Source organism: Streptomyces sp. NPDC002176 (assembly GCF_044903645.1).
GTDB lineage: Bacteria > Actinomycetota > Actinomycetes > Streptomycetales > Streptomycetaceae > Streptomyces.
The window spans coordinates 283,365-307,371 of the sequence record NZ_JBJDQW010000001.1 but is presented as its reverse complement, the minus strand read 5'-3'; the positions used below and the strand labels follow the sequence as shown (position 1 = coordinate 307,371).

Here is a 24,007-nt window from a genome sequence, read left to right as displayed (position 1 = left end):
GCACCCCGCCGTCCCGCCCCCCGCCGTCAGGCGAACCGTGAACTCGGCACCGGGCCCGGCGAGCTGAGCCGCCTGCGGGGGCCCTGGAGCCAGGTGCCGCGCACGGCGGCCGCGAACGCGGTGAACACCTCGTCGGAGTCGTCGGGCCCCTCGTCGCCGCCGGTGTCGGTCACGGGCTCCTTCAGGCCGCTCACGACCGCGGCCGCCAGCTCCTGTTCCGGACGGTCGTCCGCGGGGCCGCGCTCGACACCGCCGTCCGCGCCCTGCCGGAGCTGGGCGCCCCAGGGCGCCGTCACGACCTGGTGGAGCAGGGTCACGCTGTCCGCCGTGACGACGGGCGGGTCGGTCCAGCAGCTCGCGTGCTCGTGCAGCACCTGCCCCGGCGTCCGCTCCACCAACTGCTCGAGGATCTCGGGCCCGTCCTCGTGCTCGGCCAGCGCGTTCAGGTCGTACGCCACCACCACCGTGTCTTCCCGGCCGGGGGTGAACGGCTCGGCGGGGAGGGCCAGGACCTCCGCGGCGGCCAGGCCCAGGACACGGGAGTCGCGGTCCGGCAGCAGCGACACCGACCGGGGCCGCACTCCGGTGGTCTCCAGCAGCGCCCGCAGCCGCAGCAGGCCGCGCAGGCACAGCTCCTCCTCGTCCTGGAGGAAGGCGTACCGGCCGGTCATGCCCGCGTCGAAACCGAACGGGGAGAGCGTGCCGAGGACGGTGCCGCCGATCACGTACTGCCAGCCGCGCAGGTCGGTGAGGTCCAGCGGCCCTGCCTGCTCCGCGTCCGCCGCGCGCCGCAGCATCAGGCTCTGCCGCTCCCGCGTGGGCTGCCAGATCTGGTCCTCGGGGTCGCCCAGCGGCGCGTGGTGGCGCCGGGCCGCCTCCAGGTCGCCCGCCATGAGGCTGTTGAACACCAGGAGATAGCGGTCCGGCCAGTCGGCGAACCGCTCCTCGTGCCGGGCCAGTTCGTCGGCCGCCTCGCGGTGACGCCCCTCGCCCTCGTACGCCGAGACCAGCTCGCGCAGGATGCCGAGGGAATCCGGGGCCCCGCGCAGCGCCACGCGCAGGGCGGGAATCGCGAGGAACGGGACTCCGCGCTCGACGCAGGCGTACCCGAAGTCGAACAGCGCGCGGGGCTCCTCCGAACCGGCGGCGAGGGGGGACGCTGCCTGGGCCAGGTCGGTGAAGTCGGCGGCCGTGGCGGCCCGTTCGACGACGAGGGCCACCTCGGCGAGCGGCGCCTCCTCGGCGGCACCGCGCAGCAGCCGGAGGGCGCCGGGGACGTCCGAGGAGTCCAGCGCCTCCCAAGCCTTCTGCAGTTCGGGGGTATTGGGGCGGCGGCGCTTCCTGCGGGAGAACATGGGCGTGATCATGCCTCCCACCAGCGCGCCGGTACAAGGCATTTGTTCGATGCGGCCCTAGGGCAGGGGCTGTTCCGCCCAGATGATCTTGCCGGTCGGGGTGTAGCGAGTGCCCCAGCGGTCGGAGAGCTGGGCCACCAGGAAGAGGCCGCGGCCGCCCTCGTCGGTGCTGGCGGCGTAGCGCAGGTGCGGGGAGGTGGTGGTGCCGTCCGAGACCTCGCAGATCAGGGCGCGGCCGCGCAGCAGGCGTACGCCGATGGGGCCCCGGCCGTAGCGGATGGCGTTGGTGACCAGCTCGCTGAGGATCAGTTCCGTGGTGAAGGTCAGCTCCTCCAGGTCCCAGTCGGCGAGCTGGCGGGTCACCTTGGCGCGGATCTCCGAGACGGCCGCCGGATCGGCGGGCACCTCCCACTGGGCGACCTGGTCGGCGCCGAGGACGCGGGTCTCGGCCACGATCAGCGCGACGTCGTCCGTGGGGCGGACCGGCAGCCGGTCCAGGACGACGCGGCAGGTCTCCTCCGGCGAGGCGCCGGGCGCGTGCCGCAGGGCGTCCCGCAGCATGTCCAGCCCCTCGTCGATGTCCCGCTCACGGTCCTCCACCAGACCGTCCGTGTACAGCACCAGACGGCTGCCCTCCGGCAGCTCCAGATCGGCGGTCTCGAACGGCAGCCCGCCCAGGCCCAGCGGGGGACCGGCGGGCACGTCCGGGAACTCGACCGTGCCGTCCGGCAGCACCAGTGCGGGCGGCAGATGCCCGGCCCGCGCGATGGTGCAGCGCCGGGACGCCGGGTCGTACACCGCGTACAGACAGGTCGCGCCGGTGACGGCCGCCGCGCCGTCCTCCGGGGTCTCGTCCTGGTCCAGGCGGGCCACCAGCTCGTCCAGCAGGCCCAGCAGCTCGTCCGGGGGCAGGTCGAGCGAGGAGAAGTTGTGCACGGCCGTACGCAGTCGGCCCATGGTCGCCGCCGCGTGCAGGCCGTGCCCCACCACGTCGCCCACCACTAGCGCCACCCGCGCACCCGGCAGCGGCAGTACGTCGAACCAGTCGCCGCCCACCCCCGACTGCGCGGGCAGATACCGGTAGGCGATCTCGAGGGCGTCCTGCGCGGGCAGGGTGCGCGGCAGCAGACTGCGCTGGAGCGTCACCGCCATGCTGTGCTCGCGGGTGTAGCGGCGGGCGTTGTCGATGGACACCGCCGCCCGCGCCACCAGCTCCTCCGCCAGCGCCAGATCCTCGGAGTCGAACGGCTGCGGCTTCTCCGAACGCCAGAAGTTCGCCACCCCCAGCACCAGGTTCCCCGCCCGCAGCGGGACCGTGATCAGCGAGTGGACGCCGTACTCGATGATCTGCTCGGTGCGCTCCAGGTCCTGCGCCTGCCAGCCCGGCGCCTCCCGCAGGTCCGGCTCCACCACGGACTGCCCGGTGGCCAGGCTGCGCGCCTGCGGCGACGTCGGTACGAACCGGATGCGCTCACCCAGCGGGTACAGCGGCGCGTCCTTGCGGATGCCGCTGAACGCCGCCCGCCGCAGCTCGTTGCCCGGCTTCGGCTCCTCGCCCTTGAGTACCGGGTCGAACAGGTCCACCGTGACGAAGTCCGCGAACCGGGGCACCGCCAGCTCGGCCAGCTCCTCCGCCGTGCGGCTCACGTCCAGGCTGGTGCCGATGCCCACCCCGGCGTCGTACAGCATGTTCAGCCGCTCGCGGGCCACCTCGGCGCGGCCGGACAGCGCGCGCAGCTCGGTGGAGTCGCGCAGCGTGGTGACGCTGCCGGGCGGCCCGCCGTCCAGATCGGTGGGGCGCTGGTTGATCGCCAGCAGCTTGTCCTTGACCAGATGCACCTCGTCCGTGGCGACCCGCCCGGAGGCGAGCAGCCCGGCCGTCTCGTCGTCCAGCCCCAGGTCCAGCACGCTGCGCATCTCGGCGTCCTCGGGCAGGTCCAGCAGCCGGTGCGCCTCGTCGTTGGCGAGCAGCAGCTTGCCGCCGTCACCGACGATCAGCACACCCTCCCGGACCGCGTGCAGCACCGCGTCATGGTGCTCGTACATCCGGGTCATCTCGTAGGGGCCGAGGCCGTGCGTCTGGCGGAGCAGACGCCTGCTGACCAGCGCGGTGCCCGCCGTGGCCAGCGCGAGCGCCGCCGCGGCCGCCGCGAGGAGCAGCGGCACCTGCTGGTCGGCCGCCCCGCCGACGTGCGCGGTGGTGATACCGGCCGACACCAGCCCGACCACCTTGCCGCCCGAGTCCCGCACCGGCACGACCACCTGGACCAGCGGACCTATCGTGCCGGTCAGCTCCTCCACCACCGTCTGCCCGCGCAGGGCGGGCCCGATGGTCCCCACGAACTTCTTGCCGATCCGGTCCCGGTCGGGGTGGGTGTAGCGGATGCCCTCGGTGCTCATCACGACGATGAAGTCCACCTTGGTCGCCTTGCGGGCCGCCTCCGCGCTCGGCTGGAGGATCGCCGTCGGATCGGGCGAACGCAGCGCGGCCGCCGTACCCGGCGCGTTGGCGAAGGCACCGGCGGCGGACAGGGAGCGGTTACGGGCCTCCAGATCGCTGTCGTGCCGTACCTGGAGCACCTGCGCCACCACGGCCGACACCACCAGCAGCAGCACGATCACCACCTGGAGCAGGAACACCTGCCCCGCCAGGCTGCGCCCGGTCATCGCGGCGCGCAGGACTCCGGGCGGACCGCCCTCGCCGTCAGCGCCCGGATGCCGCGCGCCGAAGGGCGCGCGCGGATGCCCGAACGAACGGGGCGCCCGCGTGTCGGGTCGGCCGGGCAGTCGCACCATGTGCCCATGTCTACACTGCCGCGCTCCGTCAGGCGAGGCCATCCCCCGAGGTCGCGGGCCCTGTGACGGTGATCCGCGCTCACCCGCCCGGCGGAAACCCGTACGGGGTCTCCCGAACCGTCCCATGACGCCGGACACCGCTCAGAGGTCGCCGGATTTCCCCGGCAGCGGGCGGGTCGCCGCGCGCATGCTGCGCAGCGCGAGCAGCAGGACGCCGATGTCGTCGAGGTAGACCGGGTCGGGGAGCAGATCGGTCGGCAGCACCAGATAGAGGACGGCGCCCCAGAACACCCAGCGCGGCCCGGTGGGCAGCCCCGCGTCCCGCAGCGAACGCCGGGCCCGGACCAGCCGCACCAGCAGGACGACGGCGAAAACCAGTACGACGGCCGCCGCCACGGCGGCCGCCACCAGCACGATCGTGCTCTTGTCCATGCGCCCTGTCCCCTCCGGCGTCCGCGGCTCACCCCGCGCTCTCTTGGCTACTGCCCGCTGTGGCGCGCGGCAGCCGCCCGCTCACACCCGGTCGCTGCCCTCGGCCTCGCGCTCCGGGTCGGGCTTCGGGTCGGGGTCGGTGCCAGGGGTGTCGGGCCGTTGCCCCCGCGCCGGGAGCCGTAGCCGCTCGAACGTCCGGGTCAGCTGCTGCAACGGCGACTGGGTACGGGCCGAGGGCCGCTGCTGGGGAAGGCCGGGCAGCGGGGTGTCGCGGTAGGCGGCCAGCGCCTCGTGCGCCTGCTCGGCGGCCTCCCGGTACAGGTCCCGCGACTTCGTCATCGCGTCCAGCGCCTCCCGGTACCGGACGACCCGGCGCCGCTCCCGCTGCAGCTCCTCCTGCGGGGTCATCAGCGTCCAGTTGTCCCGCAGATCGGTCAGCGCCTCGCCGAGCCCCCGGGGCCGCGGCCTGGACAGCGCGACGAAGTCCCGCAGGGCCGCGACCAGGTCGGTGGGCTCCGAGCCGTCCAGGAAGACACTGCGCACGCGGTGCGCCTGCCGGTCGTAGCCGTCCGGCGCCGGGTCCCAGGGCAGCAGCACGGCACCGCCGCGCGGCACCTCGACCCCGAGATCCTTCAGGGCCCAGTTGACCGCCCGGAACTGCTGCGGAGTGGCCCGGTGCTCGATCACCCGGTGCCGCAGCCCCGGCGGCAGCAGCCGCGCCAGCGGCAGCTTCCCGCGCTCGTCCGGCGTCATCGCCTCGTGCACGACCAGATTGACGCACCATGCCTCACGGGCCGCGTCCCGCAGCCGCCGACGCATCTCCTTGTCGTCCAGCGGCAGCGCGTTGACCTGCCGGAAGCGCAGACCCGGCACGGTGGGGTGGTGGTCCCACTCGCCGTCACCGTCGGACGCCGTGCCGCCCTCGGGCCAGAACAGGGTGGCCGGAGAGGGCCACGCCTCCTCCCATGGCTGCTCGGCCTCCGCGACGAGCGTCCACTCGTGCCCCGGCCGCTCCGGCCGGAGGACCAGGGTGAGCCTGGCCCGCACGGTGACCGTGCCCCCGGCGCGCCAGCGGGCCTCGAAGACGCGGTGCGTGGAGTCCCCGGGCGCGGGCGGCTCCGCGAAATCGTCCAGATCCCCGCTCCTGTGGCGTGCTCTCAGGGTGCGGCGTACGACGTCCTCGGGGGCGGGACCGGTGTGACGACCGCGGGCCGCCCAGAGCGTCTGCGGGACGGGGGCGCGGTCGGTGGCGGAGTTCGACATGGGCCAATCTGCTGGTGGGGGCCAGTGCGCGTTCCAGTATCACCGCTCTTCCCCGGTACCGGGGCGGCGGGTCCCGAGGCGGCGCGTCGGACAGGGGCGCGCGCGGTCGTGTGCGCCCCTGATGCGCTTCGTACGCGCCCCGTAGGGGGCGGGCCCGGAACGCGCGAGACCCCGACGAGGGCCGGGGGGACCGGTCGCGTCGGGGTCTCGCGGTGTTCAGCGGGCGCTACCGCCTCAGGCGCCGCTCTCCCGGAGCATGTCCTCGCGCTCGACGAGCTTGACGCGCTCGCGGCCGTGCGGCTCACCGAGGGCGCGCTCGGCGGCGTCCAGCTTGTACCAGCCGTCCCACGTGGTGAAGCGGACTCCGCGGCCGGTCAGGAAGGCGTACACGGCCTCCGGGTCCGGCGCGGACGGCGCGGGCAGTCGGCCATGGGCGTGGTCGTCCAGCAGGTTGGCCACCGTCTCGTTGGCGTCGCCCTTGGTGTGACCGATCAGACCGACCGGGCCGCGCCTGATCCAGCCCGTGACGTACGTGGACGCCAGGTGGGCGCCGCTCTCCTCGATGACCCGGCCGCCCTCGTCCGGGACGGTGCCCGTCTCCAGGTCCCAGGGCAGCTTGGGCAGCTTCTCGGAGAGGTAGCCGACCGCGCGGTACACCGACTGGACGTCCCAGTCCTTGAACTCGCCGGTGCCCTTGACGTTGCCGGTGCCGTCCAGGGCGGTGCGCTCGGTGCGCAGGCCGACGACCTTGCCGTTCTCGCCGAGGATCTCCGCCGGGGACTCGAAGAAGTGCAGGAAGAGCTTGTGCGGGCGGTCGCCGACGTCGCGGATCGCCCAGTTCTCCAGCGTCTTCGCGACCATGTCGGCCTGCTTGTTGCCACGCCGGGTCTCGATGGAGCCCGCGTCGTAGTCGATGTCCTCGGGGTCGACGATGACCTCGATGTTGGGGGAGTGGTCCAGCTCGCGCAGCTCCATCGGGCTGAACTTCGCCTGCGCCGGGCCGCGGCGGCCGAAGACGTGCACCTCGAGGGCCTTGTTGGCCTTCAGACCGTCGTAGACGTTCTGCGGGATCTCCGTCGGCAGCAGCTCGTCCGCCGTCTTGGCGAGGACGCGGGCCACGTCCAGGGCGACGTTGCCGACGCCGAGGACGGCGACCTTCTCGGCCTCCAGCGGCCAGGTGCGGGGCACGTCGGGGTGGCCGTCGTACCAGGACACGAAGTCCGCCGCGCCGTAGGAGCCGTTCAGGTCGATGCCGGGGATCGACATCTCGCGGTCGGCCATCGCGCCGGTGGAGAAGATCACCGCGTCGTAGAAGGCGCGCAGATCGTCGAGGTTGATGTCGCGCGGGTAGTCGACATTGCCGAAGAGACGGATCTGCGGCTTGTCGAGCACCTGGTGCAGGGCGTTGATGATGCCCTTGATGCGCGGGTGGTCGGGCGCCACGCCGTAACGGATCAGGCCGAACGGGGCGGGCATCCGCTCGAAGAGGTCGATGGACACACCGGGGTCGGTGGCCGTCTCGGACTTCAGGAGGGCGTCGGCGGCGTAGATCCCGGCGGGGCCGGCTCCGACGATGGCTACCCGCAGGGGGCGCGGCATGATCAGGTTCCCTTCGAGTGTGGACAGGCGACTCGATCAGGAAGCCTAAGCTAAGGCAGCCCTAAGTTAGTACACGGGTCCGGTCTATGAGCTCATAAACACGTTTTATGGGCGGTCAGGCGGGCCTGATGACCCGGTGGATCGCGGCCTCCCCGGCGCCGTAGACCGACTCCTCGCGGATGGTCGCGCCCGGCCCCGGCGCGTGGATCATCGTGCCATTGCCTACGTACAGGCCCACATGCCGGTCGTCCTCGAAGAACAGCACCAGGTCACCGGGGAGCGCCGCGGCGAGCGTCACCTCGGTCCCGGCCGCCGCCTGCTCGTGCGCGGCCCTCGGCAGCTCGACCCCGGCCGTCCGCCAGGCCCCCTGGGTGAGGCTGGAGCAGTCGAACGAGTCGGGCCCGGTGGCACCCCAGACGCACGGCTTGCCGACCTGGGCGGCGGCGAACGCGATGGCCTTGGCGGCGCGGACGACGTGCGCGGATTCGGAGGCGGGGCGGGCGGCGGGGAAGGTGCCGGTGCTGAAGGCGGGGGGCTGGGGGGTGGGGTCGTATGCGGGGGTCGGTGCCGGGGCGGGTGCGGGCGCCGGGGTCGGTGCGGGGGGCGGGGTCGGCTGGGCGGCCGGGGGTGCGGGCTGGAAGGCGGGTGCGGCTGGGAACGCGCCTGTGCCGTACATCGGGGCCGGGGCCTGAGGGGGGACCGGGGCCGGGGCCGCCTCGGCCACCGGAGGCACCGCCGGGAACGCCCCGGTGTCGTACGTCGGCGCCAGGGAGGCCGCCGCCGGGAACGCGCCCGTGTCGTACGCGGTCGGCGGCGTGGGCGGGTAGGCGAAGGCGCTGGTGTCCACGGCGGGCAGGGTGCCGGTATCGGTCTGCGGGGCCGGGGCCAGATAGCTCAGGCCGCCGGTGTCGGTCAGCGGGCCGGGGATCGGGTACGGCAGCGAGCCGGTGTCGCCCAGCGCGTCCGGCATGGGGTACGTCAGCGGGCCGGTGTCCATGACCGGGGCCGGGGGTGCCGTCCACTGGCCCGTCGGAGCGGCCGGTGCCTGCGCCGCGCCGGAGCTGGCGATCCCCGGCGCGGCAGTCTGTGCGGCGCCCGGTACGGGCGTCTGCGGGGCGCCGCCTCCCCACGCCTGCGCCGGAGCGGCGGTCCAGGCGTGGCGGGACATCATGTCCCTGGCGGAGGCGAGCTTGCGGCGGTTGCCCGCCTTGAGGTCGGCGGGAGAGGTGCGCGTCGGTCCGGCGGGCTGGGTCGGCAGTATTCCGGGAGCACCGCCGGGCGGTGTCGGCGCAAGGGCGGCGAGGGGGTCGGGCATACCCGGTCCACCGAGGTCCGGTCCACCGATCGGCATGAGCGGGGGAGTCGACTCGGGTGCGCTCGGCGGGAGTTGAGCGACCGGTGCGGCGGGGAGCGCGGCCATGGGCGCGGCCGGAGGGAGCGCGGTCGCCGTACCCGCCTCCAGCGCCGGGGTGGACGGGCCGCCGGTGAGTTCGGCCACCGGGCGCTGCGAGGGTCCGGCGGGCAGCGCGGGCGTCTCGGGCTCGGCGCTGGGCAGCCCCAGCTCGGCGGCGGTCCAAGTCCGCTCCACCACGGGGGAGTTGTCGGGCATCCGGTCGGCGGGGAGGGTGGCGGCCACGGTCGGACCGGCCAGGGCGCGGGCCGCGTCGAACCACTGCCGGGTCACGGAGTCGAGCGCCGGGTCCTGACGGCTGCCGGGCCGCTTGGCCAGCGGCACGCCCCGCTTGCGGCTGGCCGCCGCCACCGCGCGGGTCGCGTTGTAGTTGCCCGTCGCGGTCTCGGCACGCGCGTAGAGGGAGTCGATCCGCTGCCGAACCTCTTCGTGGTTCTCCGGCGCCATGGAGACGTACTCCTTCCTCGCCCCGCGGGGCAGTTGGCCCGGCGCGCCCGGAAGTCGGTCGAATCTCCCGTACCGGACGCCGCTGCGGGCTCACTGGAATGGGGGAGCCGGGCGGCCTGCGGTCAACCTAGCCAACTTGTGTCACTCGTGTGAAGGTCGTCGGGTGGAATGTCCGATACGTATTTGTGATGTTCGCCGCCGTGTTCGGATGGGCAGACTTGCCGCCCACGCGGCCAACTGCCTTCCATAGGTGCGCCGGTGGCGTTACGGACCTCATGTGGCCCCGTTTTCCTGAGAGTTCGGCAAGAAATCCGGGCCGCGATGAACACATCGGCACCACCCCGCGTAAGGGTGTGGGGCGCCATATGCCCCCACCGACCACGACTCGCAGGGGACGATCTTGGAACCGAACAGGCGCAGGCGCCCGACCGGCGCACGACGCGTGACCCTCGCCGCGGTCGCGCTGATGCTCGGCGGCGGCGGGCTCGTCGCGGCGAACGTCTACGCGTCGGCCAGCGAAGGCGGCTGGGGCGGACAGGGCTCCGGCGACGCGGCGAACGCATCTCTGAGGTCGGCCGGAATGGCCACCATCGACTGCCCCGACGTCGGCGCCCAGCTGACCGACGTACCGGAGGCGGCCCGGGGAGACGTCGACCGTGAACTGGCCACGCTGGACCAGCAGATCGCGGAGGCGTACCAGCGGCTCCAGCAGTCGGCCGACGCGCTCCGCCAGGACCCGAGGGCCGCCGACAACTCGGTGATGAACCCGCTGAAGGACAAGCGGACCGCGACCCTCGGCCGGATCGCCGACGCCATCGGCCGCGCCGGGAACCGCCCCAACCAGCTCGACGAGCTCGCCCCCTGCACCCTGCGCCCCGCCGAGGCGGCGCCCGGTGGCGAGTCCACCGCGCCCTCCCAGAGCAGCGGGGAGCAGGGCCAGGGCCAGGAGCAGGGCGGCCAGGGCCAGAACGGTGGTACCGGCCAGGGCGGCAATGGACCCGTCGCCGCCGACTACGCGGACATCAACTCCGTACAGCCCAACGCCCCCAAGGCTCCCCCCGGCGGCACCTTCCGTACCGAGTGCGGGGTCAACGAGAACGGCCTGTTCAACTCGGACAACGTGATCGTGGCGCCCGGTGTATCCAACGGCGCCCACCACTTCCACGACTACGTCGGCAACCAGTCCAACACCGCCTTCGCCAGCGACCAGGACCTCGCCGACGCCAAGACCAGCTGTGCCGACCAGGGCGACAAGTCCACGTACTACTGGCCGGTGCTGCGCCTGCAGAACGGCAAGCAGGAGCGGGACGCCGGGGCGCCGGGCGGCGGTACCGAGGGCAACGCGGGCCAGATCGTCACGCCCAAGGAGGTCACCCTGACCTTCGTCGGCAGCCCGAGCGGCCAGGTCACGGAGATGCCGCGGCTGCTGCGCATCATCACCGGCGACGCCAAGGCGTTCGTCAACGGCCCCGCCAACGCCAACGCCTCCTGGAGCTGCACCGGGTTCGAGGACCGGCAGCTGAAGGACAAGTACCCGCTGTGCCCGTCCGGCAGCGACGTGGTGCGCAGCTTCCACTTCCAGAGCTGCTGGGACGGCCGTAACGCCGACAGCGCCAACCACCGCACCCACGTGGCCTTCGCCGACGCCCAGGGCAACTGCCCCGAGGGCTTCAAGGCCATCCCTCAACTGGTCCAGCGGATCGTCTACGACGTGGACGCGCCGAGCCTGGCCGACGGCGGCAAGGGCACCCCGCTCTTCGCGGTCGACTCCTTCCCGGAGCAGCAGCACAAGCCGGTCACCGACCACGGCGACTTCATCAACGTCTTCGACGAGAACCTGATGCGCACCATGGTCGACTGCATCAACTCCGGCCGTCAGTGCGGTCCCGGCGACGACGGCAAGGGTGACGGCGGCAACGGCGGCGGCAAGGGTGACGGCGGCGGCACGGCGAACCCGGGTGAGGAGCCCGGCGGCCAGGACACGGCCGAGCCCGGCGCGACCGCGGCGCCCGAGAAGCCCGCCGAGACCACCCCGGAGCAGCCCGCACAGTCCCAGCCGGAGAAGTCGGAGCAGCCGGGCCAGCCCGCCGAGACCGCCCCGGCCCAGCAGCCCGCGCAGCCCGACCCCGCGCAGTCCAACCCCGTAGAGGCGCCCCGCGTCGACGCGACGACCGCCCCGGCCAACACCACCAAGAACGACGGCGGCAAGGGCGGCCGGGACGAGTCCACCGCCCCGGCGGCCCCCGCCACCAGCGCGGCGCCCCAGGTGTCCGACTCGGCCCCGGCGCAGGCCGCCGCCGTGACCACGCCGCCGCCCGCGAACCTCGAGCCGCAGGCGGTCGGCAACGGCGGCCTCGCGGAGACCGGCGCCAACCTGTGGCCCGCCGCCCTCGGTGTGCTGCTGGCCGCGTCCGGCCTGGTGATGCTGTTGCGCGCCCGGCGTCTGCGGTACTGACCCGAGCACGCCCGAGCCCCCGGTTCCCCTGTGGGACCGGGGGCTCAGTGCCCTCTCGGCGCTCGCTCAGTGCGCCGTACGGCGGCAGTACAGGAACAGATGCGGCTCCGGCCCGGCGTCGGGATGGGCCGGTACGAAGGTGGCGTGTCCCTCGTACAGCACGGTCAGCCCCGCTTCGGTGGCCAGCCGGGTGAACTCCTCCGGGGCGAAGCTGCTCACCCGCACCGGCTGCCCCATGAACTCCACCTCCGTGTCCGCCACGTCCACCGGGACCGTGGCCAGCACCGCCAGACCTCCCGGCCGCAGCGCCCGCGCCAACGCGCCCAGTACGTCCCGCTGTTCGGCGCGGGACATCTGGAGCAGCGAGAAGTACACACAGACCGCCTCGAACGACCCTTCGTCCAGGCTCATCTCGCGGATGTCGGCCACCTTGAACTCGGCGTCCGGCACTTGGCGCGCGGCCAGCTCGACCATCACCGGGGACACGTCGACGCCCAGCACCCGGTGCCCGGCCCGCGCGAGCGCCTCGGCGGTGGGACGGCCGGTCCCGCTGCCCACGTCCAGCACCCGGCTGCCCGGCATCAGATGGTCCACCAGCCAGCTCAGCGAGGCCAGATGCGGTCCTGATGCGGCGAACGCCTGCTCATAGGCGATGCCCAGCGTGTCGAACACGACCGCCGCCGGTGCCCGCTGCTCTTCCTCTGCCACGACGGCTCCTCTCACGTTCCCTACCGGTGCCCGGCATCGGCGCACCCATACCCGCACACTCCCGGCAGCCCCGTTTGCGGATGGGAGCACCGGCAGGGCAGGGTGCGGGCGTGCCCACCTTGCTGATCGTCCACCACACGCCCTCGCCGAACTGCCAGGAGCTGTTCGAGGCCGTCGTGTCCGGCGCCACCGCGCCCGAGATCGAGGGCGTCCGCGTCGTCCGGCGCGCCGCCCTGGCCGCGACCGCCTCCGACGTGCTGGCCGCCGACGGCTACCTCCTCGGCACCCCGGCGAACCTCGGCTACATGTCCGGCGCCCTCAAGCATTTCCTCGACCAGATCTACTACCCCTGCCTGGACGACACCCGGGGCCGCCCCTTCGGCTACTGGGTGCACGGCGGCAACGACGTGACCGGCGCCGCCCGCGCCATCGAGGCCATCACCACCGGCCTCGGCTGGCGCCGCGCCGCCGAACCGGTCACCGTCACCGGCGCGCCCGGCAAGGCCGACACCGAGGCGTGCTGGGAACTGGGCGCCGTCCTCGCGGCGGGCCTCGTCGACTGATACCGGTACGGCGGGCCTGCTCGGCCGACACCGGGGTCGCCCGTTCGGCCGTGCCCCCGCGCATCCCCCACGGTCCCCGCCCGGCCCGGTGCCGGACCGGGAAAGCGCTGGTCCCGCCGCCCCCACCGGCCGGACGAAGGTGCGGGCGCGGGAGCCCTGGCCGACGATGGGTCACGAGGCCGCGTCCCTGCGGACGCGGTCGCATCCCGTCGTACGTCGTCTGAATCGAGGGAGCGTCGGATGCGAGCGGACGGCCACGCACCCGGACGGCCCGCGCCCGGCGGGCAGGACGCCGACCAGCGCACCACCGAGGAACTCCTGCGCGAAGGCGCCCGCGAGGTCGCCGAGGTCGCCGAAGGCGTCCGTGCCGTCGCCGAACGCACCGCGGAAGCCCTGCTCGCCCCACCCCACAAGGACTCCGCCCGCCACCCCCGCACCGGACTCACCGCCCGCTGGGCGCTGCTGCGGACCCTCACCGACCCGCGCGGCCTGGGCGCCCCCGCCGCACGGACCGGCAGACGACTCACCAGACTGCTCGGCGCCCGCCGGGGCGGGGAACCCCTGGCCGCGCTGGCGGCCGTCACCTCGCTGCGGCTGCGGATCGCCGCCGTGCTGGCCGGACACCCCGAACTGGCCCGCGACCCCGGCATACGCCGCCTCACCGCGGCCCTCGCCACCCGCGGCGACCGGGAGGCCGTACGCGCGCTGCGCACCCTCTTCCAGGACCCCGGCGCCCAGCGCGCCCTGGCCGCGCTCACCCCCGTACTGGCCGAACTCCTCACCGTACGAGCCCTGTTGGACGCCGAGCCGCGTGGGGAGACGGAACCGGACCCCGGCGCGGAACACGGCGCCGCCGAGGCCGTCGACCTCGCTGACCGGGCGAAGCAGACCCTCGCCACCGAGGGCTCGCTCCTCGGCTTCCTCCGCAACATCGACCTCCTCGCCCCCGAGGGCCGCGTCCTCGTGCAGAACGTGCGCGGCCCCGACGGTGTCGTCCGGTACGTCGTCCAGGCCCCCGGCACCAGCCCCGGCCGCCCCCGCCACGGCTCCCCGCGCGATGTCGTCGGCGCCTGGCGCGAGCAGCTCTCCGCCGACTCGCCCTACACCCGCGCACTCCGGCCCGCCATCGAGGACCACGGCATCCCGCGCGGCGCCGAACTCGCCCTGATCGGGCACGGCGAGGGCGGCACCGCACTGCTCAACCTCGCGCGGGACGCCGCGTTCTGCCGCGCCTACCGGATCACCCATGTCGTCGCGGTCGGCTCCCCGGCCCCCGCCGGGCGCCCCGCCGACCCCCGCACCTGGGTCGGCCACCTCACCAACGAGCACGACCTCGTCCCGGCCGCGACCACCGCTGACCCGCACCCCGGTCGGTACGAGGCCCGCTACACCGGACCCACCCGCGCCTACCCGCAGTCCCACCTGCTGCGCGAGTACATCGGGCACCTGCGCACCGTCGCCCCCGAGGCGCGGGAGCACATCGACCAGGCCCTCACCCCGTACCGGGGCCCCGTCGTCCGCAGCCAGGCGTACCAGCTCAAGGACCCGGCCCGGCCGCCCGAGGGCCACCCCTTCCTCACTCTCCCCACCGCCTCGGTCCCGACGGCCACCGGCCCGGTCGGCGTACCCGTGCGCTACCAGGACACCGCCGCCGCCCACCTCTGCTTCCCCGTCGACACCGAGGCGGTACGGGCCCTGCTGCCCGACGTGCCCTGGGTGCGGCCCAGCGGCATCGGGCGGCACACCCTGGCGGTGCTCTCGCTGTACGAGCACCGCTGCTCCACCCTCGGCCCCTACACCGAGGTCGCCCTGTCCGTCCCGGTGGACGACCTGTGGCGGCCCCGCCCGGCCGACCTCGCCCTCGACGTGCTGCGCCGCGCCGACCTGCGCCGCACCGGCCGCCACGTCCTCTCCCTCGCCGTCACCACCGAGGAGGCCCGCGTCGCGGCCCGCGAACTCTGGGGCCTGCCCGCCGTACGCGCCGCCGCCGAGGTCCAACTCACCGGCCACCGGCTCCGGCTCAGCGCGCCCGGCCTCGGCATCGCCGTACTCGGCCGCCTCGGACCCGGCGTGCGCTGCCCCGAGCCCGACTGGGCCTTGTACGGGCGGCGCGGCGAGAGCACCGTACGCACCGCGATCCGCACCTCCGGACGCCCCCGGCTGCACGCCGGGGCCGGGGTACGGCTCCGGCTGGACACCGCCGCCGCCGAACCCATGGCCGGACAGCTGCGCAGGCTCGGCATCGACACCGCCCGGCCGCTGTTCGTCGTGGCCTGCCCGCAGTTCATGGTCCACCGTGCCGCGGGCGCCGTCCTGCCACGCTGAACCTCCTCGACCCCACGCGACCGGGAGCCGTCATGGTGAGCCATTCCACCCCCGCCCAGCCGATCGCCGCCGAACTCCTCGACCGCATAGCCCGGTTGCGTACCGACGCCGAGCTGATGGACGGCTACGCCGGACGCCTCCTCGCCACCGCCGCCACCCTGAGCGGCCGCACCGCCGCACCGGAGTGGAGCCGACCCACCCTCGCCCGCCAGGCCGCCGCCTGCCGCACGACCGCCCGCCAACTGCGCGCCGTCGCCGAGGCGTTGCTCACCCAGGCCGGGCCCGGCCGGTCACGGCCCCGCCGCCGCCAGGCCGCGCCCGCCGTGCTCCCGGCCGTCCAGCGGAAATGAGGGAGCGCGTCAAGGACGTTCGGGCATCCGGGTGGTAGCCGGTGCCGTCCTGGGCCGAACGGGTCGTGGCGCCCCGGCACCCGCCCCGAAGGTCCGGATAATCACCGCACATGCAGCTCGTGAACGCAGGTCAAGCGACCCGGCGCGCCCCCGTGGCCGTCACCGGACTGGGACTGGTCACACCGGCCGGTGTCGGACAGGCGGCCGCCTGGGAGGGCCTGTGCGCCGGAATCTCCACGGCCACCGCCGACCCCGGACTCGACGGGCTGCCCGTGGCGTTCTCCTGCCAGGTGCCCGACCTGGACGCACCCCGGCTCCTCGGCCACCGGCTCAGCCGCCGCCTCGACCGCTTCACCACCTTCGCCCTGCTCGCCGCCCGCGAGGCCGTCGCCGACGCCGGACTCACCCCCGGCGACTGGGACGGCCCGCGCATCGGCATCGTCATGGGCGTCGGCACCGGCTCGATGCAGGGCTGGCAGGCCGAGTTCGACCGGCTCGCCGCCCGCGTCCCCGACCGGGTCTCGCCGCTCGCCCTGCCGCGCAGCGTGCCCAACATGGCCGCCGCCGAGATCGCCCTCGACCTCGGCGCCACGGGCCCCAACCTGGTCGTGAGTACCGCCTGCGCCTCCGGCACCAGCGCCATCGGCCTCGCCCGCGACCTGCTGCTCTCCGGCGCCTGCGACCTCGTGCTGGCCGGTGGCAGCGAGTCCGCCCGGCTCCCGATGACCGCCGCCTGCTTCGCCCAGATGCGCGCCCTGTCCCGCCGCGCCTACGCCCCGCACGAGGCGTCCCGCCCCTTCGACCGCGACCGCGACGGCTTCGTCCTCGGCGAGGGCGCCGCCGTCCTCGTCCTGGAACGCACCGCCGACGCCCGCGCCCGCGCCGCCCGCCCGGCCGCCCTGGTCGCCGGGTACGGCGCATCCTGCGACGCCCACCACTTCACCTCCCCGCACCCCGACGGCGACGGCGCCGCCCGCGCCATCCGCAGCGCCCTCACCGACGCCGGGCTCGCCCCCGAGGACGTCGACCACGTCAACGCCCACGGCACCTCCACCCCGCAGGGCGACCTCGCCGAACACAACGCCCTCCACCAGGTCTTCCACCGCCCGCCCCCGGTGACCGCCGTCAAGGGCACCATCGGCCACGCCATCGGCGGCGCCGGTGCCATCGAGGCCGCCTGCACCGCCCTCACCCTGCGCCACCAGCTGATCCCGCCCACCGCCAACCTCCACACCCTCGACCCCGCCATCGACCTCGACGTGGTCACCAAGACCCCCCGCCCCCTGCCGATGCACGCCGCCCTCAGCAGCTCCTTCGGCTTCGGCGGCCAGAACGCCGTACTGGCCTTCACCGCCACCGAGTAGTCACTCCGCACCGGGCCCACCCGGTGCCCGTGCCCAGCCGAAAGGTCCCGCCCGTGCCGGAAGTCCCGGAAGCGCCGCAGATCCCGGACGCCGTACCGCCCCTCGGCCGGGTGTGGTCCTGGCCGAACGCCGAGCAGCTCCTCATCGGTGTCTTCGTCGCCGTGCCCTTCCTCGCGCTCCTCGCCGCCGTCCCGCTCGCCTGGCGGAACGGGCTCAGTCCCACCGACCTCGTGCTCGCCGCCGGGTTCTACCTGGTCAGCGGGCTCGGGATCACCGTCGGTTTCCACCGGTACTTCACCCACGGCTCGTTCAAGGCCCGCCGCCCGCTGCGGATCGCGCTCGCCGTCGCCGGGAGCCTCGCCGTGCAGGGGCCGCTGCTCACCTGGGTCGCCGACCACCGCAAGCACCACCGCTACTCCGACCGCGACGGCGACCCCCACTCGCCCTGGCGGTACGGCCGCACCCCGGGCGCGCTCGCCAAGGGCATGTTCCACGCCCACCTCGGCTGGCTCTTCGACACCGACCACGCCTCCACCCAGCAGTACGCGCCCGACCTGGAACGGGACCGGGCGCTGCGGCTGATCTCGGGGAGCTTCGGGGTGTTCGTGGCGCTCTCGCTGGCGCTCCCCGCACTGCTCGGCCTGCTGCTCACCGGGACCTGGGCGGGCGCGGCGACGGCGTTCTTCTGGGCCGGGCTGGTGCGGATCTGCCTGGTGCACCATGTCACCTGGTCCATCAACTCCATCTGCCACGCGGCCGGTTCACGCCCGTTCCGCAGCCGGGACCACTCCGGCAACGTGTGGTGGCTGGCGCCGCTCTCGTTCGGCGAGTCCTGGCACAACCTCCACCACGCCGACCCGACCAGCGCCCGGCACGGCGTCCTCACCCGCCAACTGGACGCCAGCGCCCGGCTGATCCGCTGGTTCGAACACCTCGGCTGGGCCTACGACGTGCGCTGGCCCGACGCCGGTCGGGTACGGGCGCGGCGCAAGGAGGCCAAAGCGCCGGAAACGGGAACCGGCGCGCGAGAATTGCGGTCTTAGGCACCGTCAACGACCGGGATCGGCCCGGCCGCGTGGAATACGGGGAATCGAGACACATGTCCATCCGCATTCGTACGACTCCGCTGACCGTCGTCGCCCTCGCCGCGGGCCTCGCCCTGGCCGCCGTGACCCCGGCGCTGGCGGGTACGACCACCGCCGCGGCCAGGCCCGCCGCCGCTTCCTCCGCGCAGGGCGACCCCCGCAACGTCACCCAGCGGGTCACCGACTTCTACGGCGCCTACATCGACGCCGTCTGGGACACCGAGGACCCGGCGGCGGGCGCCGACGCCAAGGCCCTGCGAAACTTCTACCTCTCCGCCCCCGCCCGCAAGAAGGTCACTGCCTGGGAGCAGAAGAACCACGCCGACGGCATCCTCTTCGCCCAGAACGTGCCGGTGAAGTGGAAGGTCGCCTACACGGGCTCCGGCATGGGCCACGCCACCAGCCGCGTCACCCTCACCTGGAGCGACGGCAAGCACCCCCAGGTCACCCGCATCGACGTCCAGTCGGACCTGACGACCCGCAAGATCACGGACCTGAAGCCGGTGAAGTGACCCACGCGCGGCCGGGACCCGACCTCGGGCCCCGGCCGCGCATGCGTGGGAGGTGCCCTACGGGGCGGAGACTTCCCGGATCAGACGCGAGCTCCAGTCGCACCAGTAGGCGCCGGGCAGGAAGGCGCCACCGGCCTCGTCGAGGTGCTCCTCGACATAGGGAATGGTCGCGTCGCAGACCTCGATGGCCACGTCGAAGAAGCTGGTCGTGTCGGGGTTGTTGCTGAAGCTCCAGCGCGGGTTGTGGATGGCCGGCCGCTTGATGATCCGCGTGAGTACGTGGGGCCGTTCGGTGGTCTCGCCGCTGAGGAGGGCGCGGGCATGCTGGATGTCGTCGCTCTTCGTCAGCTTGATGACGAACTCCGCATGTGTGACGTCGGTCATCACGAAGTACGCGGGGTCATCAGCGGCGGCCGCGGCCTGCGACGGCGGCGCCGCGGCGAAGACAAGAACACTGACCGCGGCCGCCGTGGCCGCCTTCATGAGCATGCGTCGCACAGGAATCTCTCCTCGTTCCAGTCGTGCACATCACGACTACGGAGAGTATTCGAGCAGAAGCGCATGGTGATGACATCGGATTTCGAACCGGCGCGTCGGGCGCGCACCGAGGGCCAGCCGCCTCAGCGGTTGACCGCCCGCATCCCCGCCTCGTCGTACCGTTCACCGGAGACCTCGGGCAACTCCGCGTCGATCTGGGCGAGTTCCTCGGGGGAGGCGGAGCGGCCCGCGAGGAAGCCCCGGCCCAGCGGCGTCTAGGCGACGAAGCCGACCCCAGCTCGCGGCAGGTCGGCAGCCGCTCGATCGGCTCGTCTTGCCGCGTCAAATCCAGCTATCCTCGGCGCTTCCAGGCGCGCCCGCTCCAGGAACACCGCTCCGATCGGCCGCGCGCTGCGGATGTAGTACTCAGGGGTAGCTCGCACCGCCGTGCGATCAAGCGACCGCAGGTTCCTGGCCGTCCGAGACGGCAGCGTCCAGCCACCGCAGAAGTGCATGAGCGAGAAGGACGGCCCGCACGGCGTGCGCCGGCGAGTAGGGGCCATCGTCCGCGTGGTGGACACTTCCGTTGCGGTTGAACGAGGCGGGGCCCCGACCGCGGTTCCAGGTCCGGAAGGCAGTCATCAGCCCACCGCCGACCAGAACGAGTGCGGCCTCATAGAGAACAGCGTCCTCCCATTCATCAACGGTGATGGGCATGAAGTGCTGGCGCGTAGCCAGCTTCTTCTCGCTGTCGGGGTAGTCCAGTTCCTCAAGCACGTGGTGGTACAAGACCGTGTCGAGCACCGTGACCGCCGCCGCCTGCGCCGGGACTTACAGGCCGACGCGTAGAGCGGCCACAGCGTCGGCGAGCATCGCCCGCAGCAACTGGTGCTCAGCAACCGTCACCGAGGTCAGCGAGGCGTCGACGTCATCGGCGATGACATCGACATGGTCGAGAAGCACGGTGTCGCGTGCCGCCATGTCGGGAGCGGCGAGGAGCCCCTCCACGATGCTGGTCCTAGGGGCCCACGCCAGTGACGTCCCGTCCTCCTCGTTCACCAGGAAGACTCGGTGGAGCTGCGTCCCCAGTTTCAGATCCCGCAGGTTTTCAGGGATGCGTTCCAGTGCCCTTTCGACGACGGCCCCGATGTGGGCCGACTGGGCCTGCATCTTCTGCGCGATGATGCGTCCGAAGTCCGTCGGCAGATTGAGCCCGATCGCAGGAGGCATCTTGATCTGGACCATCTGCCGGATCTTTTCTCCCAGGCCACGCGTCTCCAGCATCTTCGCCGCAAGTGAGGCGCCGAGAACGTTGCCGAGGCCCTTGATCGGGTAAGGCCAGGGGGCGTGCTCACTCAATCTGGCCAGCGGGTCAGACGACTCCGACAGACCGATCACGTCGAGCACTTCGAAGCCGGGCGTCCCGCATGGCCTTCCGGAGCCGTACTCGGACGCGAGCCCGTCCGCTGACGTATCAGCCACATCGGCTTCGTCGCCGGGCTGTTCATCACGCTTGTCACGCATATCCCGACTCTGGACCGCGGCCCTGACAACAGGCAGAAACTCCGGCACTGTTGTGCACGCAGGCGCTTGAGCCGGCCGCGAGAGCCGTAACACCGTCCCCCATGATGCTCCGGGGAGCCGCGGCCAACACCGTACGGGGCAGGGTGCTGATACTGCGTGGAGCAACTGCATTGTTCTGAGGCAGACTTTCGCCATGGACGACGCACAGACCGTTAACGATCATGCCTGCCAGGGGCTACAGGCCATGGCCGAGCTGATCGAGACCACGGAACTCAGGCCGACGGACCAAGACGTCAGCGCCTTCCGGATCGCCTGGGGACTGCTCGCAGGAGCACACCGGCAGGCGGTGGCCATCGTCCTGCTGCACCGTGAGAGCTTCGGCCACGACACCGCGCCGAACCGGCGCGCCCTGCTGGAGCACGCCGCACGCATCTGGTGGCTCGCCGAGGACGGGACTGACGCCGTCATCTGTATGAACCGGGCTCTTCAAAGGTCACAGGCTTCCCTTCGTGAGGCAGCCGACGCCGCTGGCATCTCGTACCCCACCGAGATCGCGGACGCCGTCGCGGCCGAAGACATCCCGAGCAACCGGCGGGAGGTCTACAACAGCTTCACGCCGCTGATGCAGCGAATCGGCGCACCTCTTCTGGCGATCTGGCGCTCCGAGTCCATGTCCGCCCACCCCACGCTCACGGCCGCGCAGGCGTTCTCGCGCTACGAGAACAACACCCTCACGCTGCTCGCTGAACCGGAATACCCGCAGGGCGTGGATAGCCCTGGCCAATACGCACCACTGATCGCCGCGACACTGCTCTGGCACGCCATGAACAGCTTCAACCGCCTCCTCGCCGGAGAGCCGTGGACCGCGGCCCTTCAGCAGATCGGCAAAGACACTGGCATCGAAGAGACGGCATCGCGCACCGCAGCCGTACCGACGGTGACCTGACGCTGACACGGGAAGCTGCTTGGGCTTCGTGACGAGCGACGAGACTCGCGGCCATTGTGGTTCACCATGCAGCGACTCGCTTACGTGCGGTACCTACCGCGAGAGTATCGAGCAGAGCAGGCAACCCGCTCCATTGCGCTCGCGTGGTGCTCAAGCACAACGGTATTCGGCCTTTAGTTGTCGCCGAGATCGGCATGAGCACCGTGCGCGAGAACGCGGAGGATCTGGGGTTGGATTTCGCGCGGGACACCGCCGGGGCCGTACGCCATGCCGTCACCTTCTGGAGCACTGTGGAACACCTGGACCGCCGCCGCTTCCTCAACCAAGCTTTCGCCGTCGGCGCCTACGGTGTCCCGGTCACCCGCTGGCTCGGCGTGCCCGCAGACTCCGGTGCGGCACACCACGGCACCCAGCGCGTCGGCCGCGAGGACCTCGCCGAGCTGTGGCAGGCCGCGGTAGAGGCACAGCGCTGGGACTCCAAGTACGGCGGCGGCAACTGGCGTTCCTCCTCCGTCACTCGCTGCCTCGCCCGCCGGGCCGCGCCGCTCCTGCACGGCTCCTACAGTGACGAGATCGGACGCGGCCTGTTCTCCGTGACCGCCGAACTCGCCCGAGTAGCGGGCTGGAGCGCCGTCGACACCGGCCACCACGACATCGCCCAGCGGCACTTCGTCCAAGCCCTGCGCATGGCCAAGGCCGGGGGAGCCGTGGACATCGGCTGCCACGTGATGGCCAACATGGCTCTGCAAACCCTGCTGCGCGGTTACCCAGATGAGGCCATCGACATGGCGCAGGGCGCCTACGACCGCTCCCGAGGACGCGCGGGTCACCGGGTCCTGGGGTTCGCCAAGCTCATCGAGGCCCGCGCACACGCCAAGGCACGCGACGCCAGGGCCGCGGCCGCCGCGCTCACCGTCTCCGAACATTGCCTGGAACAGGCCGGGCACGACGCCGACGAACCGGCCTGGATTCGGTACTTCACGCACGCCCGGCTCTCCGCCGACGCCGTCGAAGTCCACCGCGACCTGCGGAACCCGGCCGCGGCGTGGCGCTGGAACACCCAGGCCACCGCCATGTCCCCGGACGACTTCGCCCGCTCCGTGGGCCTGCGCCTGACCGTCCTCGCCACCACCCACCTCCAGGAGGGTGCCCTCGACCAGGGCCTCGCCGTCGGGCACCGGGCCGTCGACATCCTCGGCCGTGTGGCCTCAGCGCGTGCCCGGGACTACGTCGCAGACGTCACGGCCGCCCTCGCCCCCTGGAACCGGGAACGGCCCGTCGCCGAGTTCCTGCACCGTGCCCGCACCGAACTCACCCTCGCGAGCTAGCCGAGTCCGGCCGGGACCCGGCGTGCAACGCGATTCCCGGCCGGGCAGGTCGCCTCAGCGATTGACCGCGCGCATCCCCGCCTCGTCGTACCGTTCACCCGAGACCTCGGGCAACTCCGCGTCGATCTGGGCGAGTTCCTCGGGGGTGAGGGTGATGTCGACCGCGGCGGCGTTCTGTTCGAGGTAGGAGCGGCGCTTGGTGCCGGGGATGGGGACGATGTGGTCGCCCTGGGCGAGGACCCAGGCGAGGGCGAGCTGGGCCGGGGTGACGCCCTTCTTCTCGGCGATCTCCTTGACCTTGGCGGCGAGGCGCAGGTTGGCCTGGAGGTGTTCGTCGGTGAAGCGGGGGCTGCTGCGGCGGTAGTCGTCCTTGTCCAGCTCCTCGGGGGAGGAGAAGCGGCCCGCGAGGAAGCCCCGGCCCAGCGGGGAGTAGGCGACGAAGCCGATGCCCAGCTCGCGGCAGGTCGGCAGCACCTCCGCCTCCACGTCCCGCGACCACAGCGAGTACTCGCTCTGCACGGCCGTGATCGGGTGGACGGCGTTGCCCCGGCGCAGCGTCTCCGCGCTCGCCTCGCTCAGCCCGATGTGCCCGATCTTGCCCTCGGCGATCAGCTCGGCCAGCGCGCCGACCGTCTCCTCGATCGGCACGTTCGGGTCGACCCGGTGCTGGTAGTACAGGTCGATGTGGTCGGTGCCCAGCCGCTGGAGGGAGCCCTCCACCGAGGCTCGGACATGCTCGGCCGAGCCGTCCTGGCGGCCCACGGTCGACATGTCGCCGGGTACCGCGTCGTCCATCCGGAAGTTGAACTTGGTGGCCAGCACGTAACTGTCACGGTGGCCCCGGATCGCCTCGCCGACCAGGGACTCGTTGGTGAGCGGTCCGTACATCTGGGCCGTGTCCAGGAAGTCGATGCCCAGCTCGCGGGCGCGGTGGATGGTGTCCACGCCCTCGTCCTGGTCGGCCGTTCCATAGAAGGCCGACATGCCCATACAACCTAGGCCGATAGCGGACACTTCCAAGTCCCGCAGGCTGCGCTTTCGCATCTGGTGTTCCAGCCTTTCGCACG

At 72.8% G+C, this 24,007-nt stretch carries 20 protein-coding genes and 1 pseudogene; 9 read left to right on the top strand and 12 right to left on the bottom strand.

From position 1 onward, the window contains the following. Positions 1-26: 26 nt before the first annotated feature. The 6 genes from ACI2LY_RS01320 to ACI2LY_RS01295 form a co-directional block, all read right to left on the bottom strand. On the bottom strand, positions 27-1,355 hold the full coding sequence (locus tag ACI2LY_RS01320; RefSeq protein WP_404706457.1) for a tetratricopeptide repeat protein: 1,329 nt from the start codon (positions 1,353-1,355) through the stop codon (positions 27-29). 57 nt (positions 1,356-1,412) lie between these two features. Beyond that, positions 1,413-4,151 carry a SpoIIE family protein phosphatase gene (locus tag ACI2LY_RS01315; protein ID WP_404705272.1) on the bottom strand — a complete coding sequence of 913 codons (2,739 nt, stop codon included), beginning with the start codon at positions 4,149-4,151 and terminating at the stop codon, positions 1,413-1,415. 141 nt (positions 4,152-4,292) lie between these two features. Next, on the bottom strand, positions 4,293-4,583 hold the full coding sequence (locus tag ACI2LY_RS01310; protein WP_404705271.1) for a YkvA family protein: 291 nt from the start codon (positions 4,581-4,583) through the stop codon (positions 4,293-4,295). A gap of 81 nt (positions 4,584-4,664) precedes the next feature. Then, positions 4,665-5,846: a hypothetical protein gene (locus ACI2LY_RS01305; RefSeq protein ID WP_404705270.1), complete on the bottom strand. Its 1,182-nt coding sequence runs from the start codon at positions 5,844-5,846 to the stop codon at positions 4,665-4,667. A gap of 234 nt (positions 5,847-6,080) precedes the next feature. Beyond that, positions 6,081-7,445 carry an FAD-dependent oxidoreductase gene (locus ACI2LY_RS01300; RefSeq protein WP_404705269.1) on the bottom strand — a complete coding sequence of 455 codons (1,365 nt, stop codon included), beginning with the start codon at positions 7,443-7,445 and terminating at the stop codon, positions 6,081-6,083. Between the two features lie 115 nt (positions 7,446-7,560). Continuing rightward, positions 7,561-9,303: an NlpC/P60 family protein gene (locus ACI2LY_RS01295; RefSeq protein ID WP_404705268.1), complete on the bottom strand. Its 1,743-nt coding sequence runs from the start codon at positions 9,301-9,303 to the stop codon at positions 7,561-7,563. Between the two features lie 466 nt (positions 9,304-9,769). Here ACI2LY_RS01295 and ACI2LY_RS01290 point away from each other — a divergent pair, with 466 nt between their 5' ends. After that, positions 9,770-11,758, top strand: a complete 1,989-nt coding sequence (locus ACI2LY_RS01290) for a DUF1996 domain-containing protein (protein WP_404706456.1) — start codon at positions 9,770-9,772, stop codon at positions 11,756-11,758. Positions 11,759-11,824: 66 nt separating this feature from the next. Here the strand turns inward: ACI2LY_RS01290 and ACI2LY_RS01285 are convergent, their stop codons facing one another. Further along, a complete protein-coding gene (locus ACI2LY_RS01285; RefSeq protein ID WP_404705267.1) occupies positions 11,825-12,466 on the bottom strand; it encodes a class I SAM-dependent methyltransferase in 642 nt (213 codons plus the stop codon). A gap of 110 nt (positions 12,467-12,576) precedes the next feature. On the opposite strand from ACI2LY_RS01285, the gene ACI2LY_RS01280 reads away from it, so the two are divergent. From ACI2LY_RS01280 to ACI2LY_RS01255, 6 genes are all read left to right on the top strand, one after another. Then, entirely contained in the window at positions 12,577-13,029 is a 453-nt protein-coding gene (locus ACI2LY_RS01280; RefSeq protein WP_404705266.1) for a flavodoxin family protein, read from the top strand. A 240-nt stretch (positions 13,030-13,269) separates the two neighbouring features. Then, positions 13,270-15,354: an acetoacetate decarboxylase family protein gene (locus ACI2LY_RS01275; RefSeq protein WP_404705265.1), complete on the top strand. Its 2,085-nt coding sequence runs from the start codon at positions 13,270-13,272 to the stop codon at positions 15,352-15,354. Between the two features lie 32 nt (positions 15,355-15,386). Continuing rightward, complete coding sequence (locus tag ACI2LY_RS01270) at positions 15,387-15,704, top strand: hypothetical protein (protein ID WP_404705264.1); 318 nt, start codon at positions 15,387-15,389, stop codon at positions 15,702-15,704. A 119-nt stretch (positions 15,705-15,823) separates the two neighbouring features. Continuing rightward, positions 15,824-17,068: a beta-ketoacyl-[acyl-carrier-protein] synthase family protein gene (locus ACI2LY_RS01265; RefSeq protein WP_404705263.1), complete on the top strand. Its 1,245-nt coding sequence runs from the start codon at positions 15,824-15,826 to the stop codon at positions 17,066-17,068. A gap of 29 nt (positions 17,069-17,097) precedes the next feature. Continuing rightward, positions 17,098-18,111, top strand: a complete 1,014-nt coding sequence (locus tag ACI2LY_RS01260) for an acyl-CoA desaturase (RefSeq protein ID WP_404705262.1) — start codon at positions 17,098-17,100, stop codon at positions 18,109-18,111. Between the two features lie 56 nt (positions 18,112-18,167). Beyond that, the gene (locus tag ACI2LY_RS01255) at positions 18,168-18,665 is read left to right on the top strand and encodes a hypothetical protein (RefSeq protein WP_404705261.1); all 498 of its coding nucleotides are present in this window, start codon (positions 18,168-18,170) and stop codon (positions 18,663-18,665) included. A gap of 57 nt (positions 18,666-18,722) precedes the next feature. On the opposite strand, the gene ACI2LY_RS01250 is transcribed toward ACI2LY_RS01255, so the two are convergent. From ACI2LY_RS01250 to ACI2LY_RS01235, 4 genes and pseudogenes are all read right to left on the bottom strand, one after another. Then, entirely contained in the window at positions 18,723-19,154 is a 432-nt protein-coding gene (locus tag ACI2LY_RS01250; protein WP_404706455.1) for a calmodulin-binding protein, read from the bottom strand. A 131-nt stretch (positions 19,155-19,285) separates the two neighbouring features. Beyond that, positions 19,286-19,488: pseudogene (locus ACI2LY_RS01245) on the bottom strand (aldo/keto reductase); the annotation flags it as partial. A 107-nt stretch (positions 19,489-19,595) separates the two neighbouring features. Next, a complete protein-coding gene (locus tag ACI2LY_RS01240; RefSeq protein ID WP_404705260.1) occupies positions 19,596-19,946 on the bottom strand; it encodes a hypothetical protein in 351 nt (116 codons plus the stop codon). A gap of 27 nt (positions 19,947-19,973) precedes the next feature. Further along, positions 19,974-20,666: a hypothetical protein gene (locus tag ACI2LY_RS01235; protein ID WP_404705259.1), complete on the bottom strand. Its 693-nt coding sequence runs from the start codon at positions 20,664-20,666 to the stop codon at positions 19,974-19,976. 193 nt (positions 20,667-20,859) lie between these two features. On the opposite strand from ACI2LY_RS01235, the gene ACI2LY_RS01230 reads away from it, so the two are divergent. Both ACI2LY_RS01230 and ACI2LY_RS01225 read left to right on the top strand, forming a co-directional pair. After that, positions 20,860-21,612, top strand: coding sequence for a hypothetical protein (locus ACI2LY_RS01230; RefSeq protein WP_404705258.1), 753 nt, complete (start codon positions 20,860-20,862; stop codon positions 21,610-21,612). 146 nt (positions 21,613-21,758) lie between these two features. Continuing rightward, positions 21,759-22,940: a sporulation protein gene (locus ACI2LY_RS01225; protein WP_404705257.1), complete on the top strand. Its 1,182-nt coding sequence runs from the start codon at positions 21,759-21,761 to the stop codon at positions 22,938-22,940. Positions 22,941-22,994: 54 nt separating this feature from the next. Here ACI2LY_RS01225 and ACI2LY_RS01220 read toward each other — a convergent pair whose 3' ends face one another. Beyond that, positions 22,995-23,984 (bottom strand): aldo/keto reductase, encoded by a 990-nt coding sequence (locus ACI2LY_RS01220; RefSeq protein ID WP_404705256.1) that lies wholly within the window; start codon positions 23,982-23,984, stop codon positions 22,995-22,997. Positions 23,985-24,007: the final 23 nt, after the last annotated feature.